Origin of the sequence: Paraburkholderia sp. GAS348 (genome assembly GCF_050434205.1) — a bacterium.
GTDB lineage: Bacteria > Pseudomonadota > Gammaproteobacteria > Burkholderiales > Burkholderiaceae > Paraburkholderia.
In genome coordinates this window covers 51,937-67,127 of record NZ_JBNPVT010000024.1, presented here as the reverse complement: position 1 = coordinate 67,127, position 15,191 = coordinate 51,937, and the positions used below count along the sequence as shown (strand labels likewise).

Sequence of the window (15,191 nt, the reverse complement as noted above, 5' to 3'; positions counted from 1 at the left end):
TCTTGATTTTTTTTAAGCATCGTCTGATTCGCGTCAATCAATGACGCCGGTAGCGTAACTCATCCGCCATCTGCTCTGGACCGCTGCGTCCGATGAACCCTGAACCCGGAGATTTCCGGAAACCCGGCAGGCCTGCGCGGACCGCCGGTTCCCATCAGCGGAACCATCCGATCCTGTCGCTTTCAGGGAGCGCTCATGTTAAATCGGTCTATCCCCGCGCGCGTGTCCGCGCAGCCTTCCTCGCATGTCAGCAAAATTGCGTTGAACCGTCTTCTTGGTATTGCTTTGATGACGGTCACGCTGGGCGCCTGTTCAAGGCACAACGAACCCGTAGCCGTTGTACCGCTCGAGCCTGGCGGTATGGCGCCAGTCCTGACAGTGAACATCGGCGCGAATCGATATCAGTTCGTCTTCGACACCGGAGCGACCACAAATTTGATCGATCCGCGTATCGCCGCGCGGCATCTTGGACGCATGAGCGAGGAACAGATGCGCCAGTGGGAACGCTATCAGGAGCCGTTGCCCCGCTCCACCAGTCTGCTGGGCGGTGCCGCCGCCGCGATCCAGTATTACCGGGCGTCGTCGGTGCGCTATGGAGGCTGGACGATACCGTCCTCCGGTCTGATTCCCGCTGTCGATGCCCCCGAACTGACGCGTCTTTCGCAAAGCGCCGGCACGCCTTTGGACGGCGTACTCGGCATGCGCTCGATTGCCGCCTTGAACTGGATATGGGATCGCCATGCCGGCCGGCTCGAAGGTTATCGCTTCGGCTCGAAAAACTTCGCCCCCCTGCTCCACGACATGGCCTGCACCGCCATCAGTATTCAACCCAACGGCCTACCCGCGATCACCCTGGATCTGCCGCCGTGGGGCGCCACATGGTTCGTTATCGACACGGGCTTCGTCACCAATTACAGCGGTTCACTGTCAATCGCCGATGTCGCTGTGCTGCGTCATATGAAAGCGCTGAGCGGCGAGGTGACAGCCAGCAACGGGCAAAGCGCCGATCCGGCAACACGTGAATCCGACACGTTTGTGCAGGTGGGGGCAGCGCGTCTCGAACACCTCACGTTCGACCGTCTTGTCTTCGAGCAGATTGCACTCTCGTCGGCGCGCCTCGGCATGGGTTTCATCAACCGGTTCGAGCGCGTTGCGTTCGATTTCGAGGCGAACCGCTTCTGCTTCGCTCCGCCGATACGGACCATGCCGGACACGCTCCCTACCCGTGCCGAACTGGCTGCGCCTGCCGTCCGCGAATGAAGCGGCAGGCATCTTCGAGACGCAAGATTTTCCGCTGCGCCGTGCGCCTGTCGTAGCAGGCGCATCCCCAGGTGCAGACGAAACCACCCACATTCGACTTCCTGGTCGTCATCGAATATGAGGAAATCTATGTTGCCTGAACGTAAAGTCAATTGGTGTTGCCGCGCGAATACCGCCGCGAATCTGCTCACGATCGCTATTTTCAGCATCGCAGCGAGCGCCTGCACGCCGGGGAACGACGCGCTCACTGTCATTCCCATCGATCCGGCACCGAGCAGCCTGTTGTTCGCGAAGCTCGTGTCGGGTCCGCATACTTATCGCTTTGTGTTTTCTACAAACGCGCTGACCATGATCGTCGATACCACCATGGCGAAGCGCGACCTGAAGCAACTTACGCAGTCCGAATGCAAGGCACAGGATTGTGCAAACGATTCGTCCATGCAAGCCGGCGCATCACCCGAGTATTACTGGCTGCCTCCACTAAAAAGCGGTCAATGGGCACTTCCCGAAGATTCCGCCGCGGCCGCCTTCGACTACCGGCAGATCGCAGCGCAATACGGCCAGATCGACGGCTTGCTCGGACTACCGGCGATCACGACGCTGAACTGGTTATGGAACCGTGGCGCGGGCACGATGAGCGGCTACCGCTACGATTCCCAATTCTTCTCGCAGGCGCGCGACGCCCTTGTCTGTACCGCAATGGAAATGATCGAGGGAGGCAAACCCGCCATCCAACTCGAAGTCGGCGGCCAGCGTGAATGGTTTGTCCTTGATACGAGCGCCGACGGCCGGCTAAGCGGCAATCTGAGCCGCACTCTGGTGTCTGCCCTCCGCTCCGGCCATGGTGTCGCGGCGGAAGTCATGTTTTCGCCTCCGGCACCCTCCGGACAGTCATGGCGCCACGCGTTGCTAAAGCCGAAATCGATGTCGTTGGCGGGTATTCGTGTCGACGGTCTGGCATTTGACGAAGCCGACGGCCGCTCGACCCTCGGTATCGGTTTTCTGTACAAACTTGACAAGGCGGCATTCGATTTCGCCAACCATCGTTTTTGCGTTCCAGCGTCAACGCGCGTGAAACCCGACCCGTTGCCCACTCAGGCCGAACTCAATCGCCTCGCCGCATCGGCGCGGCAAGACTGAGCGCTGATCGCGCCCTCTTCGCCTGCGCTACGCAAAACAAGGAAGGGCGGAACCGGCTCACACCGGTTTCCGCCCTTCTGCATGTCAGACTATTCGCCCGCTTAGTTCAGGTACTGGAACAGAGAAACGTTCTGAATCTTCACGAACGCCTGCTGAGCCGCCTGCAGTGCGGTTTGCGTCAGTGTGTACTGGCCGATCGTCTTGACCATGTCGGTTTGCGTCAGATTGGTCAGATTGGTCGACGTCTGCAACGTGTTGCTCTGCGTCACCGTCTGCAACGCCTGCACTTCCTGCTCGCGGCCACCTACGCTCGCCTGCGCGGTGACCACGTTGTTGATCGTGTTCTCGAGCTGGGTCATGCTGGTGGTCAGCGCGCTCTGGAAACTGGCCGTCGAGGCCGCGCCCGAGACCGGCGTTTGCAGCGTGGTAATCAACTGATTCAGATTCGCAAACACGTCCATGCTGCCTTGCGTGGCCGGCGTCACCGTGAAGCTGTCGCCTGCGTTCGGTGCACCGGTGATGCTCACCGACTGGCCGCCGAGCGTGATGGCCGAGCCGGCCGTGAACGTCTGCGGCGCGCCCGGCGTGCCTGGCGTGCCCGGCGTGGCCGGATTGGTCTGGCTCACCGTGTAGGTGGTCGCCGACTGGAACGTGATGGTGTACGTGTCCGCATTGGCCGGATTGGTCGGACTCGTCAGGCTGACGCTGCCGATCACGCCGCTGCCCGTGTTGCCAGCCGTCGCTGCCGGCACCGCGCTCGTGCCGATGGGCGCAACGCTGCCGAAGATCGCGAGGCCGCTGTCGGCCGTCTGGACGGTGCGCGCGTCGGTGATCTGCATGGTGCGCGTGCCGGTGTCGCCCGAATAGATCACTGCACCGGCCGAATTGGTGGTGTACGGCTGCGCAGTGCCTTGAAAGCCGGCGAACAGGTAGTTGCCCTGCGGGTCGGTCGAGTTGGCCAGCGTCATCAACTGGCTGGTCAAGCCCTGCAACTGCGTAGCGATCGCGCCGCGGTTGCCGTTGTTCAGCGAACCGTCGCCGGCGCGCAGCACCAGCGCGTGAATGCTCTGCAAGACGGTATTGACGCTGCCGAGCGTGGAGTCTTCCTGTTGCAGCGATGCAAGCGCGGTGGTCTGGTTGGTCGTGTATTGCGACAGGTTCGTCGCCGTCGAACTCAATTGCACCGCTTGCGCGGCGCCGAGCGGATTGTCCGACGGAGTGGAGAGGCTCACGCCACTCGAAATCTCGGCATACAACTGCGACAACTGAGCCTGCTGATCGCTCATCGTCGCCACGCCCATGTTGAAGTACTGCGAACTGGAGATGCGCATGTTCAACGCCTCACTGGAAGATGCCGATCAACGTCTGGAACAGGGTCTGCGCGGTCTGAATGACCTTGCTGTTGGCCTGATAGAGCTGCTGATACTGAAGCAGGTTGGCTGCTTCCTCGTTAAGGTTCACGCCGGAGACCGACTGTTGCGCGGTGGTGATCTGCGTCACCACCGCGGTCTGGGCCGTGCTCGAAGTCTGAATCTGGTTGGTCTGGTTACCGACCTGGTTGACATAGTTCGCATACGCGCCCACCAGCGTGAGCGTGCCACCCGCCATCGACTTTGCGCTCGACAGATTCGACAACGCCAGCGCGTTGCTGCCGTCGTTAGTCGCACCGGTATTCGGGCCGATGGAGAATGTGTCGCCAGCGGCCGGTGCACCGCTGATCATTACCGTCACGCCGTTCATAGCGCCGGCCGTAGCGTTGTTGATCGTCAGCGTCGCTCCGGAGGCCGCCGAATACGGCACATCGGGCGTAATGCTGGTGTCGTAGGTGGCTGTGGCCGGCGGCGTGCCAGCCGTCACCGTCACCATCGAGCCGACCGGGAACCCGGACAGTCCCGTGCCGTCGTACGTCAGCTTGGTGGTCGCGTTGGGCATGGTGTAGCTCGCTGTCACCGTGCCAGGTGAAATCGTGCCGGTGCCGGTGTTGGTCACCGCGGCCGAGCCAAGCACGGGGGACGCAGCCGCAATCGCCGAAGCGGCCGTAGTCGCGGTGGCGAAGCTGCTCAGCGCGCCGCGAGTCGGCTCCACTGTGAACGAGTCACCGGGGTTCATCGTGCCGGTGGTCGAGAATTGCAAACCGTTGATCGGCTGGCCCAGGGAGGTTGCCGAGCCCACTACGGCGCCGTTCGAATTGTCGGTCAGCGTGTAGGTGGTGCCGTTATAGGCGAGCGTGTAGTCGCCGGTGGTCGGCTGCGCGGCATTCGCGAAGACAACGCCCAGCGACGCATTGCCGGTGTTCTGCGCGTTCGCGTAGACCGTCGGGCCGCCCACCGAAAACAGCGCGCCGCCCTGGGCGCCGGTGAGCGTAATGCCAAGCGCGTTCTGCGCGTTGACCTGCGCGGTGAAGCTCACGGCAATCGCGCCGAGCTGCGCTTCGGCCGGGTCGAGCGTCTGGCTGCGGAACGCGAGGAGGCCACCGAGCGTACCGCCCGTCACCTTGCTGTCGGGCAGATTTTGCGGCGCGGCGGCCGGGTTCGCGCCGGCCTGGCCGAGGTACTGCACCGAGAGTTCGCTGGTGTCGCCCGTAGCAGGCGCCGTGCCGAGGTTGTAGCTGTTGCCGGCGGACACGAGCGGTTGGCCGTTACTCATGAACACGCTGTAGTTGCCGTTGCTGCTGGTCACTACGTTCACGCCAATCAGTTGCGACAGACTCGACACGGCTTGATCGCGCTGATCCATCAGCTGGTTCGGCGGCTGGCCTTGCGTGCTGGTCGCGGCGATCTGTCCGTTCAACTGCGCGATCTGCTGCGTGTAGCTGTTGATCTGCGAAACGGTGCTGGGGAGCTGCATGTTGACGCTCTGACGCAGCGAGTCATATTGCTGACCCGCGGCGTTGATCTGATCGACGAGCGTCTGCGCGCCGCTCATCGCGGTCTGGCGGGTGGACAGCGTGGAGGCGCTATTCGAGACGTTCTGCAAACCCGTGAAATAGCCGGTGATCGCGCTGGCAATCCCCGCGGTCGGGCTGCCGATCAGATTGTTCAGTTGCGAGATCATCGTGTTGTACGCCGACAGCGAACTGCCCGACGACTGCGCGTTGTTCAGCGCAGTGGTCAGATACTGGCTGTACTGGCGCGTCACGGTGGCCGTCGAGACGCCACTCGGCAGATAGCCGGAGCCCGTGTACTGGCCGCCGCTTTCCGCGTAGACCGGCGTTTCGATCGTGTAGCCCGGCGTGGACGCATTGCTGATGTTCTGGCCGGTCGTCGTGAGCCCCCACTGGGCTGCGTTCAGTCCGCTGAGGCCGATACTGATGAGATCTGACATGCGTCATCCTGAAGGGCGACACCGACCACATGCCGCCGCGTTACTTGAATGTCCTGTTTAACGGCCCTTACAGGGAAAAATTGAGGGCCATTCAGCATCAACGCACCAGCGAGCGGCGCTTCATTTCGAGCTGCGTAATCAGACGTTGCAGCGTGTTTTCGGCGCTGCCCGGCAGCGTCAGGAAACGGAAGCCGAGTTGATAGCGCTGGGTGCCGTTCGGCAACGCGGTAGAGCGGTGCGACACCAGTTGCAGATCGAGCGAAAGCCGGCCGAGCGAGCCGAGCGACAGTTCGCAATTCAGCAGCTGCGTGCCCATCGGCAATTCGGCCACACGCTCATCCGCGGTGCGCATGCCGACACCGCCGAGCGACAGATCGTGTACTTCGAAGCGGAACGTGTCGCCTTCGGAAAAACGGCCGGTACACATATACGGATCGAGAATCGGTGCATCGACGCGGAAATACTCGCGGCGCTGCACGTAGAACAGTACCTCGGGGAAGTCGGCCTCGAAGGCGGGCAGTCCTTCGTAGCGAGTCTCGCGCGGCGTGGCGGTCGAGAACTCGACGCGCACGCCGTCGGGCGAAGCATGGAACTGGCAGCGCGGCGCACCCAATAAACCTTTGTTCTGTTCGGAGAGCGCGCCCCAGTCGAAAGTGAAGGTGCGCCCGCGCACGTCGACATCGAGCAGGCGCGTCACGAGTTGACCGCCCGCATATTCAACGGTGAGGAAATCGCCTCGATTGACGAGGTTGCGTAACTGAACGCCGATCTCAAGCGGATTGCGACGGCCGAAATCGGGAATGCTTTCGTCTAGCGGGGCGTGCGACTGGCCGGGTGCGTCGGTCTGGCCGTGCGACTGATTCGTATCCATGGGCTTGCCGGTATGCATGTTCTTGCGGGCGCGTGCCAAGGCTCCTGCCGGGGCTCTTGCGCGGTCTTCATCGAAGCCGCAGCACGCGCATTCAACCGGACATTACAACGCTTTCCGGTATCGGGTCTAACTGATTAGCGGCAGCGTTCAGCCAAAATTTAGGGGCGTGTCATGAAATATTTGCCGCAAACGTTAAAACGTCGATATGCCACCAGCGAAATCCGGGGACATCGAATACCGGCGGCAATCACGCCGTTTATGCGGGTGGACCGGCCACCCGCAGGCGGCCGGCCTCGTCCGTCTTGTTATGCACCTGGCCCCGTCGCGTGCATACTTTATTCGAGAAAATCGGACTGCATAAACCGATCGGCTGCACAGTCGAGTGCAATCGCGCACATGCCGCACACCTGCATTAACGGCAATCAGCCCATTTTCTGCATGATGGACATCAGTTTTTTCGCGTAATGCGGATCGGTCGCGTAACCGGCGCGCTGCATGCCGGTGGCAAAACCATTCACGTCATGCGCGGAATTGATCACCTGCGCATAACGCGGGTTGCCCTTGAGCAGGCTCGCGTAGTCGGTCATCGCTTCCTGGTACGAGTCGTACGCGCGGAATTTTTCGACCGTGCGCTGTGGCTTGCCATTCACATATTCGGTCGTGACCGTCGAGACGGTCTTGCCGGTCCAGTCCTTGGTCGCCTTGATGCCGAACACGTTGTGGCTGGTCGAGCCGTCCGCCTTCTTGATCTCGCTCTTGCCCCAGCCCGATTCGAGCGCGGCCTGGCCGATGATGAAGCGCGCCGGAATGCCGGTTGCCGCACTGGCGGCTTGCGCCGGTTCGGCCAGCTTATCGACGAAAGCGTCGACCTTCGGCGAGCTGCCATCGCCTCTGATCGGCGGAGTCAACGCACTATTGGCCGAGTAGCCCTTGCCCATCGCCAGTTGGCCGTTGGCCTGCGCATTGCCGTAGGCCTTCGCGAGCGCGTTCAGCGCCGCGGTCTGGCCTTCGTCGCCACCGCTGCCGCCGCCCAGCGCATTGGCCATGCCGGCAAGGCCACCGCTTGCGCCACGTGTGCCGTTCGCGCCGCCCACCTGCATGCCCTGATTGCGCATCATCTGCTTGAGCATCGCGTCAGCCACGCCGATGCCCTTCTGCGACAGCTGTTGCGACAACTGCTGATCCATCATCGACGTGAAGGTGGCGCTGTCGTGCGAATCGAACGGGCCATCCTGTGGCGTCGCATCGCGCATGCTCTTGAGCATCATCTGCGTGAACACCGCGTCGAACTGCTGCGCGGCCATCTTCATGCCGGCTTGCGGCGAAGCCTTGGCCTGCGCACTCAATTTGCCGAAGCCCTGCACGTCGAGCGCGAAGCGCTGGGTCAGGTCGTTCGCCGCATTGGCGGAATTGGTCGTATCCGAATTCATCCTGTGTCTTCCTTAGATGATTTCCAGGTCGGCGCGCAGAGCGCCCGCCGCCTTCATGGCCTGCAGGATCGACATCAGATCCGCGGGCGTCGCACCCAGCGCGTTGAGCGCCTTCACCACTTCGGCGAGGTTGGCGCCGGCGGTCACCAGCTTCAGTGCGCCGTTGTCCTGCTTCATCTGAATCTGCGACTGCTTGGCCACCACTGTCTGGCCGTTGGAGAATGCGCCCGGCTGACTCACCACCGGCTGCGTATTGATCACCACCGACAGATTGCCGTGCGCCACCGCGCAGTTTTGCAGCGTGACCATCTGGTTCATCACGATCGAGCCGGTGCGCGCGTTCAGGATCACCTTCGCGGCGGCTTGCGCCGGCTTGACGTCGAGGTTCTGCAATTGCGCCATGAAGGCGACTTGCTGCTCCGGATCGGACGGCGCGCGCAGTTGAATCGTGCGGCCGTCGAGCGCCATAGCCGTGCCGCTGCCGAACGCATTGTTCACTGCGGCCACGACGCGTTGCGTGGTGTCGTAGTCCATCTCGTTCAGGTCGAGTTGCATCGTGCCCGCTTGCGATACCGAGGTCGGCACCGCGCGCTCGACGATCGCACCGCCGGCGATGCGGCCCGCGGCCAGCGTATTCACCTGCACCTTGCTGCCGTTCGCGCTCGCGCCGGCGCCGCCGACCGCGAGGTTGCCCTGGCCGAGCGCGTACACCTGGCCGTCGGCGCCCTTGAGCGGCGTGAGCAGCAGCGTGCCGCCGCGCAGGCTCTTGGCGTTACCGAGCGAGGACACCGTCACGTCGATCGCTTCGCCAGGACGTGCGAATGGCGGTAACACCGCCGTCACCATCACGGCGGCGACGTTCTTCAACTGGATGTTCGACAGCGACGACTGCGAGTTGCTCGAGCCCGCCGCCTGATTGTTGATCGAGATGCCGAGGTTCGCCAGCATGTTGGCGAGGGTCTGCGTGGTGAACGGCGTCTGCGTGGTCTGGTCGCCCGTGCCGTCGAGACCGACGACGAGGCCGTAGCCGATCAGCGGGTTGTCGCGCACGCCCTGGATCTGCACGAGGTCCTTCAGACGTTCGGCATGGGCGGGCGTAGCGGCCGGCAGCGCCGCGCAAGCGAGCGCCGCGAAAGCGAGCGCGCGGCCAACGACGCCAATGCGGCCGAACCGGGCGAACCGGGCGAGCTGCGCGACGCGGCCAAGGCGGGAGAATACGGTACGCATGATCACCACGGCGACACGTTGAGGAAGAAGCGCTGCAGCCAGCCCATGTTCTCGGCTTCGTCGAGATAGCCCTTCGCGGAGTATTCGATTTTCGCGTCGGCCACCTGGGTCGAATACACAGCGTTGAGGCTCGAAATCGTGTTCGGATTCACGACCCCGGAAAAGCGTACGAACTCGTTGCCCTGGTTGATCAGCATCTGCTTTTCGCCGCTCACCATCAGGTTGCCGTTCGGCAGCACGCCGGTCACCGTCACGGTGATCGTGCCGTTAAACGTATTCGACGCATTCGCGCCGCCGGTGCCGGCGAACACGTTCGCGCCGTTGGCGCTCAGGTTGGTCTTGCCGAACAGTCCACCCAGGAAGCCCGCCGTCGGCACGCTAAAGTTGGTGCTGCCTGTGCGGTTCGCGTTGGCGCCCGACGACTTCGTCGCGTTGACATTTTCCTGAATCACGATCGTCAGGATATCGCCCACATTGCGCGGCCGCTGGTCTTCGAACAATGGCCGGCCCGCGTAACCCGGGTTGTAGATCGAGCCCGGCGACTGCGCTTGCGGCGGCATCGGCGGCAGCGCCGTCATCGGCTGCTGCGTGATCGGCTGCTTCGGCACGAGGCCGCAGCCACCCAGCGCCGCGAGCAGCGTGAGCTGCACGAGCGCCTGAGCGGTGCGCGAATGAACCGGATTACGAGTGAGGTGCGACATCTTGGTTAACGCCTTTCGAGACAACGCCGGGCCGCCCCAAGTTTTCTTGTCCCCCCTCGGGGGGGCCTGGCGCAAAGCGACAGGTTCGGGGGCGCTCTTATTTCCCAGTCCCTAAGCCTTAAACCTGCATCTGGCTGAGGGTCTGCAGCATCTGGTCGGAGGTCGTCACGGCCTTGCTGTTGATTTCGTAAGCGCGCTGCGTCTGAATCATGTTCACCAGTTCCTGCACCACGTTCACGTTCGATGCTTCCACGTAACCCTGATTCAGCGTGCCGGCGCCATTCAGGCCCGGTTGTGCGATGTTCGGCGCGCCCGACGACGCGGTTTCCGCGAACAGGTTCTCACCCTTCGCATCCAGACCGGCCGGGTTGATGAAGGTCGCGATCTGCATCGAGCCGAGTTGCTGGCTGTTGGTGGAGCCCGCCACGGTGATCGATACCACGCCGTCGCTGCCGATGGTCAGCGAGGTCGCGTTGTTCGGAATCGTGATCGCCGGAATCACCTGATAACCGCTCGACGTGACGAGCTGGCCTTGCGCGTTGGTCTGGAACGAGCCGTCGCGGGTGTACGCGGTGGTGCCGTCAGGCATCTGCACCTGGAAAAAGCCCTGGCCGTTGATGGCGACGTCTTTCGAGTTGCCGGTCTGCTGCAGATTGCCCTGCGTGTACAGGCGCTCGGTGGCGACCTGTTGCACGCCGGTGCCGAGCTGGATGCCGGACGGCAGTTCGGTTTGTTGCGTCGAGTTTGCACCCGGCTGGCGGATGGTCTGATACAGCAGATCCTCGAACACTGCGCGCGAGCCCTTGAAGCCGTTGGTGCTGACGTTCGCGAGGTTATTCGAAATCACGTCCATCTGCGACTGTTGCGCATTCATGCCGGTAGCGGCGATATAGAGCGAGCGATTCACTATTCTTCTCCTGTGTCGACCGGAGTTAGTGCTTCAGCACTTACTCCGGTCCCATGCAAAGCTGTCGACCGGAGTTAGTGCTTCAGCACTTACTCCGATCCCATGCAAAGCTGTCGACCGGAGTTAGTGCTTCGGCACTCACTCCGGTCCCATCCCGTTAGCTAAAGCTGAGCAGCTGGTTAGCTGACTGGTCGTTCTTATCCGCGTTTTCCAGCAGCTTGGTCTGCATCTGGAACTGGCGGGCGTTGGTGATCATCGCGACCATCGCGCTGACCGGATTCACATTGCTGCCTTCGAGCGAAGCCGGCGCCAGCGTGACGGCCGGATCGGCATCGGCAGGGTTGCCATCGCCGGTGCGAAAGAGACCGTCATCGCCACGTGTCATGGTCTGCGGATCCGGATTGACCAGCTTCAGCTGATCGACGGTCACCACCGCGGTCGGCGGATCGCCCGGCGTCAGTGCGGATATCGTGCCGTCCTTGCCGATGGTGATTTCCGCACCCGGCGGCACCGATACCGGGCCGCCGTTGCCGAGCACCGTCTGGTTCATGGCGTTCACCAGCTGACCGTTCTCGTCAATGTGCAGATTGCCGGCGCGCGTGTAAGCCTCGCCGCCGTCGGCGGTTTGCACCGCCAGCCAGCCCGGCCCCTGAATCGCCACGTCGAGCGGGTTGCCCGTCTGCTGGATCGGCCCCGGCGTGTAGTCGGCGCCCGGCGTCGACGACAGCACGAAGGTGCGCGTGGTGTCGTCGTTGATCGAACTGCCGTCGCCGAACGCCATCGGCACGGCGCGGAAAGTCGCAAGCTGGGCGCGAAAGCCGGTGGTCGAGGCGTTCGCCAGGTTGTTGGCAACGATAGCCTGCTGTTCGAGCGCTTGCGTGCTGCCCGACATCGCGGTGTAGATCAGCCGATCCATGATGGGGAGTCCCGGTCGCTTACAGGTTGATCAGGGTCTGGTCGACGGTCTGCTGGGTCTTGATCGTCTGCGCGTTCGCTTGATAGTTGCGTTGCGCGGTGATCAGGTTCACCAGTTCGTTGGTCAGATCCACGTTCGACTCTTCGACAGCGCCGCCCTGCAGCGTGCCGTGATTGGTGCTGCCCGGCGTGGAGATCTGCGCGACGCCCGATTGTGCGGTCTGCTGGTACTCGTTGTTGCCGAGGTCCACCAGGCCGTTCGGGTTGTTGAAGTTCGCGAGCACGATCTGGCCCAGCGCTGCCGTCTGACCGTTCGAGTAGTTGCCAGTCAGAACACCCGTCGTGCCAATGGAAAAGTTCGTCAGTTGGCCGGCCGCGTAGCCGTTCTGCGACAGGTTGTTGGTGCCGTCCGTGCTGCCGTACTGGGTCGTGCCGGTGAGATTCAGTGAGAGCGTCTGCGGCGCAGACGAGCCGTCGCTGTTCGGGATCTGGAACGTGACGGTGCCGGGCGCCGCGGGTGGAGCATACGTAACCGTCGCAGGGGGGCCTGGGACAATAGTCGCCTGCTGGAAAGACGACAACGTGCCGGACGTGCTGAACTGCGCCTGGCCGATGATCTGGGCAGCACCACCCGCCACGCCCGCATAGACGTTCCATGTATTGGAATCCGTCTTGGCGAAATACATATTGACCGTCTGCGAGCCGCCGAGCGTATCGTACGACGGAACCGAAGAGGTGTAGTTATAGGTCGACGGGCTGTTCTGGTTGAATGCGATCGGCGCCGGGCTAACCGTGACGGTATCGTTGGCGACCGGCGCACCAGTCACCGTAACTGTTTGACCGTTGCCTAACGTAATAGGCGGAATAGCCTGACCAAGCGTGTAGGCCCCCGCACTGGCTAGCGCGGGGACATTGGCACCTGCCGGCGTAACGGCGCTGATCGTGTAGCCCCCTGCACCGTCGAATGTAACCGTGTAAGTATCGTTGTTCGTGCCGGCCGAGGCCGTCGTGATCGTCGCGTTGGCCGTCACGGCAGCGTCGGAAGAAATCGCCGTCGGCGTCCCCAACATCAGCGCGTCCTGCGCATTCAGATTGAACTGTGCCGTAATGCTGGTGGTCGCCGAGGGCGCGATATTCGTCGTCGGCACGGTGAGCGGCACGGTCTGCGCGCTATTGATGATGCCGCCTGCGTTCGCCGCGTAGCCCATCACCTGCAGCCCCTCCGCATTCACGATCTGGCCGCTGCTGTTGAGTTGAAACACGCCGTTGCGCGAATAGGTGACCGCGCCGTTGTTCGACATCTGGAAGAAGCCGTTGCCGTTGATCGCGACGTCCAGCGCCGTTCCGGTCGAGTTGATCGTGCCTTGCGAGAACTGCTGTTGCACGGCCGCGAGCTGCGTGCCGATACCGATCTGGTTGTTGACGGCCGTGGCCACCGAGTTCGCGTACAGATCGGCGAACACCGCTGTGCCGCTCTTGAAGCCAATCGTGTTCGCGTTGGCAATGTTATTGCCGATCACGTCGAGATCGCTTGACGCAGCCGACAGGCCGCTCAAACCTTGCTGATAACCCATGACGGTCTCCGTTCCGGAAAATGTCTGAAATCGTTTGAATTGAACTGGTTAGAGGATCGCCGCGACCGAAGTCAGGGCAACCGTATTGCCATTCGAAAGCACGAGGCCAGGCGCGCCACCCGCGCCCTGCACGACGCTCTGGACGGTCGCCTGAGTCAGCGTGGTGCCGGCGCCGGGGGCGCCGTTCACGGTGCCCGTCGCGCTGATCGTGTAAGTGCCGTCGGGCAAGGCGGCCCCCGTGGAGTCGACCGGGTTCCACGAGACCGGGACGGTGCCGGCAGCCTGGGGCCCCAGATCGATCGTTTTGACGATCTTGCCGGCGGAGTTCTTGACGGCCACCTGCATGTCGGACGCAGCGTTCGCCAATTGCACGCCGAATTCGGTGGTCTTGCCGCTCGCCACGGTAATGGAGCTGCCCGGAGCGAGCACGCTCGAGCCGATCAGCAGCGCGGCTTGCGACTGCTGGCCTGCCGACATCTGCGTGGCGAGCGAGCTGAGCGTCGTGTTCAGCTGGCTGATGCCCGACACCGTGTTGATCTGCGCCAGCTGCGAGGTCATCTGCGAGCTGTCCATCGGATTGGTCGGATCCTGGTTCTTCAACTGCGCGACGAGCAGTTGCAGGAAGGTGTTCTGCAGATCGGTCGCCGAGGTGCCCGACGTGCTGCCGGTCGAGCTGGTGGAACTGTTCGCGCTCGAGGCACTGTTCGTGCCGTTCATCGTATCGAGCAGCGTCTGCGACACGGTCGTGCCGTTGCTGCCGATGGTGGTATTGGTGGTCAAGGAATTCTCCTCAGGTTCCGATCGTGAGCGTTTTCAGCATCAGTGTCTTGGCGGTGTTCAGGGTCTCGACGTTGGCCTGGTACGAGCGCGAGGCCGAGATCATGTTGACCATTTCCTGCACCGGGTCGACGTTGGGCAGCGTGACGTAACCGTCCGCGTTGGCCGCCGGGTTGCCGGGGTCGTAGGCGGTCTTCATCGGCGTCGGGTCGTCGACCACGCCGGTGACCTGCACGCCGCCGATCTGCTGGCCGGAGCCCGTGCGCGCGCCACCGATCGGGCTGACCGCGAACACGACCTGCTTGGCCTTGTACGGCTGGCCGTCCGGGCCGGTCGTGCTGTCCGCGTTGGCGAGATTCGACGCCGTCACGTTGAGCCGCTGCGACTGCGCTGACATCGCGGAGCCTGCAACACCGAAAATGTTCATTAAAGATGGCATGTTTTTCCCCCTCCCATGCAACGCCGTTGCACCCGGTTCGACCCGGCTTCAAGTTAAATCCCGTAGCGATTGTTCCTGCGTGCTGCGTGTATCTGTGCGGCGCCCGTTATTACGAGCCCGACTGGATTGCCGCGAGCATTGCCTTGATCTGGCCCGACAGCACCGTCATGCCCGATTCGAAGTGCAACGTGTTGTCCGCGAACTGCACCCGCTCCGTATCGATGTCGACCGTGTTGCCGTCGAGCGCGGGTTGCGTCGGGATGCGGTATTGCAGATTGCCGTAGTCGTCAGGCGTGCCGCCGGTCGGCGTCAGCGTCGCGCGGCCGGACATGTGGCCCGGCGCGGTCGACGCCATCGACATGCCGCTCGTCACCCCGGCGGGCTGCGTCATGGCAAGCGTCGAGTTGTTCGAGGCGCCCGTGCCCGAGCCGCCAGCGGTCTTCTTCAGCGCGCCGGCCAGCGACGAAGCGAAGTCGACGTCGCGCGCCTTGTACCCGGGGGTATCGGCGTTGGCGATATTCGACGACAGCAGTTCCTGCCGGTAAGCGCGCACATCGAGCGCCTGGCGGCCAAAGGCGAATTCGGCATCGAGCTTGTCCAGCATTGAAATCTCCGGAGAACGTTCC

General features: G+C 62.8%; 14 protein-coding genes. 2 read left to right on the top strand and 12 right to left on the bottom strand.

Annotated features, from left to right (window positions below; genetic code table 11):
• Positions 1-261: 261 nt before the first annotated feature.
• Positions 262-1,260 (top strand): retropepsin-like aspartic protease, encoded by a 999-nt coding sequence (locus tag P3T22_RS28150; protein WP_158515291.1) that lies wholly within the window; start codon positions 262-264, stop codon positions 1,258-1,260.
• A gap of 129 nt (positions 1,261-1,389) precedes the next feature.
• Positions 1,390-2,400, top strand: a complete 1,011-nt coding sequence (locus tag P3T22_RS28145) for a hypothetical protein (protein WP_429326725.1) — start codon at positions 1,390-1,392, stop codon at positions 2,398-2,400.
• A 101-nt stretch (positions 2,401-2,501) separates the two neighbouring features.
• On the opposite strand, the gene flgL is transcribed toward P3T22_RS28145, so the two are convergent.
• The 12 genes from flgL to flgB form a co-directional block, all read right to left on the bottom strand.
• On the bottom strand, positions 2,502-3,731 hold the full coding sequence (gene flgL, locus P3T22_RS28140; RefSeq protein WP_429326724.1) for a flagellar hook-associated protein FlgL: 1,230 nt from the start codon (positions 3,729-3,731) through the stop codon (positions 2,502-2,504).
• 10 nt (positions 3,732-3,741) lie between these two features.
• Positions 3,742-5,724 carry a flagellar hook-associated protein FlgK gene (flgK, locus tag P3T22_RS28135; RefSeq protein WP_429326723.1) on the bottom strand — a complete coding sequence of 661 codons (1,983 nt, stop codon included), beginning with the start codon at positions 5,722-5,724 and terminating at the stop codon, positions 3,742-3,744.
• 97 nt (positions 5,725-5,821) lie between these two features.
• The gene (locus P3T22_RS28130) at positions 5,822-6,595 is read right to left on the bottom strand and encodes a flagellar brake protein (protein WP_181448389.1); all 774 of its coding nucleotides are present in this window, start codon (positions 6,593-6,595) and stop codon (positions 5,822-5,824) included.
• 422 nt (positions 6,596-7,017) lie between these two features.
• A complete protein-coding gene (gene flgJ / locus P3T22_RS28125; RefSeq protein ID WP_429326722.1) occupies positions 7,018-8,025 on the bottom strand; it encodes a flagellar assembly peptidoglycan hydrolase FlgJ in 1,008 nt (335 codons plus the stop codon).
• 12 nt (positions 8,026-8,037) lie between these two features.
• Positions 8,038-9,252 carry a flagellar basal body P-ring protein FlgI gene (locus P3T22_RS28120; protein ID WP_429326721.1) on the bottom strand — a complete coding sequence of 405 codons (1,215 nt, stop codon included), beginning with the start codon at positions 9,250-9,252 and terminating at the stop codon, positions 8,038-8,040.
• A 2-nt stretch (positions 9,253-9,254) separates the two neighbouring features.
• The gene (gene flgH, locus P3T22_RS28115) at positions 9,255-9,953 is read right to left on the bottom strand and encodes a flagellar basal body L-ring protein FlgH (RefSeq protein WP_063497625.1); all 699 of its coding nucleotides are present in this window, start codon (positions 9,951-9,953) and stop codon (positions 9,255-9,257) included.
• A 118-nt stretch (positions 9,954-10,071) separates the two neighbouring features.
• Complete coding sequence (gene flgG / locus P3T22_RS28110; protein WP_063497626.1) at positions 10,072-10,860, bottom strand: flagellar basal-body rod protein FlgG; 789 nt, start codon at positions 10,858-10,860, stop codon at positions 10,072-10,074.
• A 157-nt stretch (positions 10,861-11,017) separates the two neighbouring features.
• A complete protein-coding gene (gene flgF / locus P3T22_RS28105; protein ID WP_063497627.1) occupies positions 11,018-11,776 on the bottom strand; it encodes a flagellar basal-body rod protein FlgF in 759 nt (252 codons plus the stop codon).
• A 19-nt stretch (positions 11,777-11,795) separates the two neighbouring features.
• Positions 11,796-13,349 carry a flagellar hook-basal body complex protein gene (locus tag P3T22_RS28100; RefSeq protein ID WP_429326720.1) on the bottom strand — a complete coding sequence of 518 codons (1,554 nt, stop codon included), beginning with the start codon at positions 13,347-13,349 and terminating at the stop codon, positions 11,796-11,798.
• A gap of 48 nt (positions 13,350-13,397) precedes the next feature.
• Entirely contained in the window at positions 13,398-14,129 is a 732-nt protein-coding gene (gene flgD / locus P3T22_RS28095; RefSeq protein WP_063497629.1) for a flagellar hook assembly protein FlgD, read from the bottom strand.
• A 10-nt stretch (positions 14,130-14,139) separates the two neighbouring features.
• The gene (gene flgC / locus P3T22_RS28090) at positions 14,140-14,565 is read right to left on the bottom strand and encodes a flagellar basal body rod protein FlgC (RefSeq protein WP_063497630.1); all 426 of its coding nucleotides are present in this window, start codon (positions 14,563-14,565) and stop codon (positions 14,140-14,142) included.
• Positions 14,566-14,674: 109 nt separating this feature from the next.
• The gene (gene flgB / locus P3T22_RS28085) at positions 14,675-15,169 is read right to left on the bottom strand and encodes a flagellar basal body rod protein FlgB (RefSeq protein WP_063497631.1); all 495 of its coding nucleotides are present in this window, start codon (positions 15,167-15,169) and stop codon (positions 14,675-14,677) included.
• Positions 15,170-15,191 lie beyond the last annotated feature (22 nt).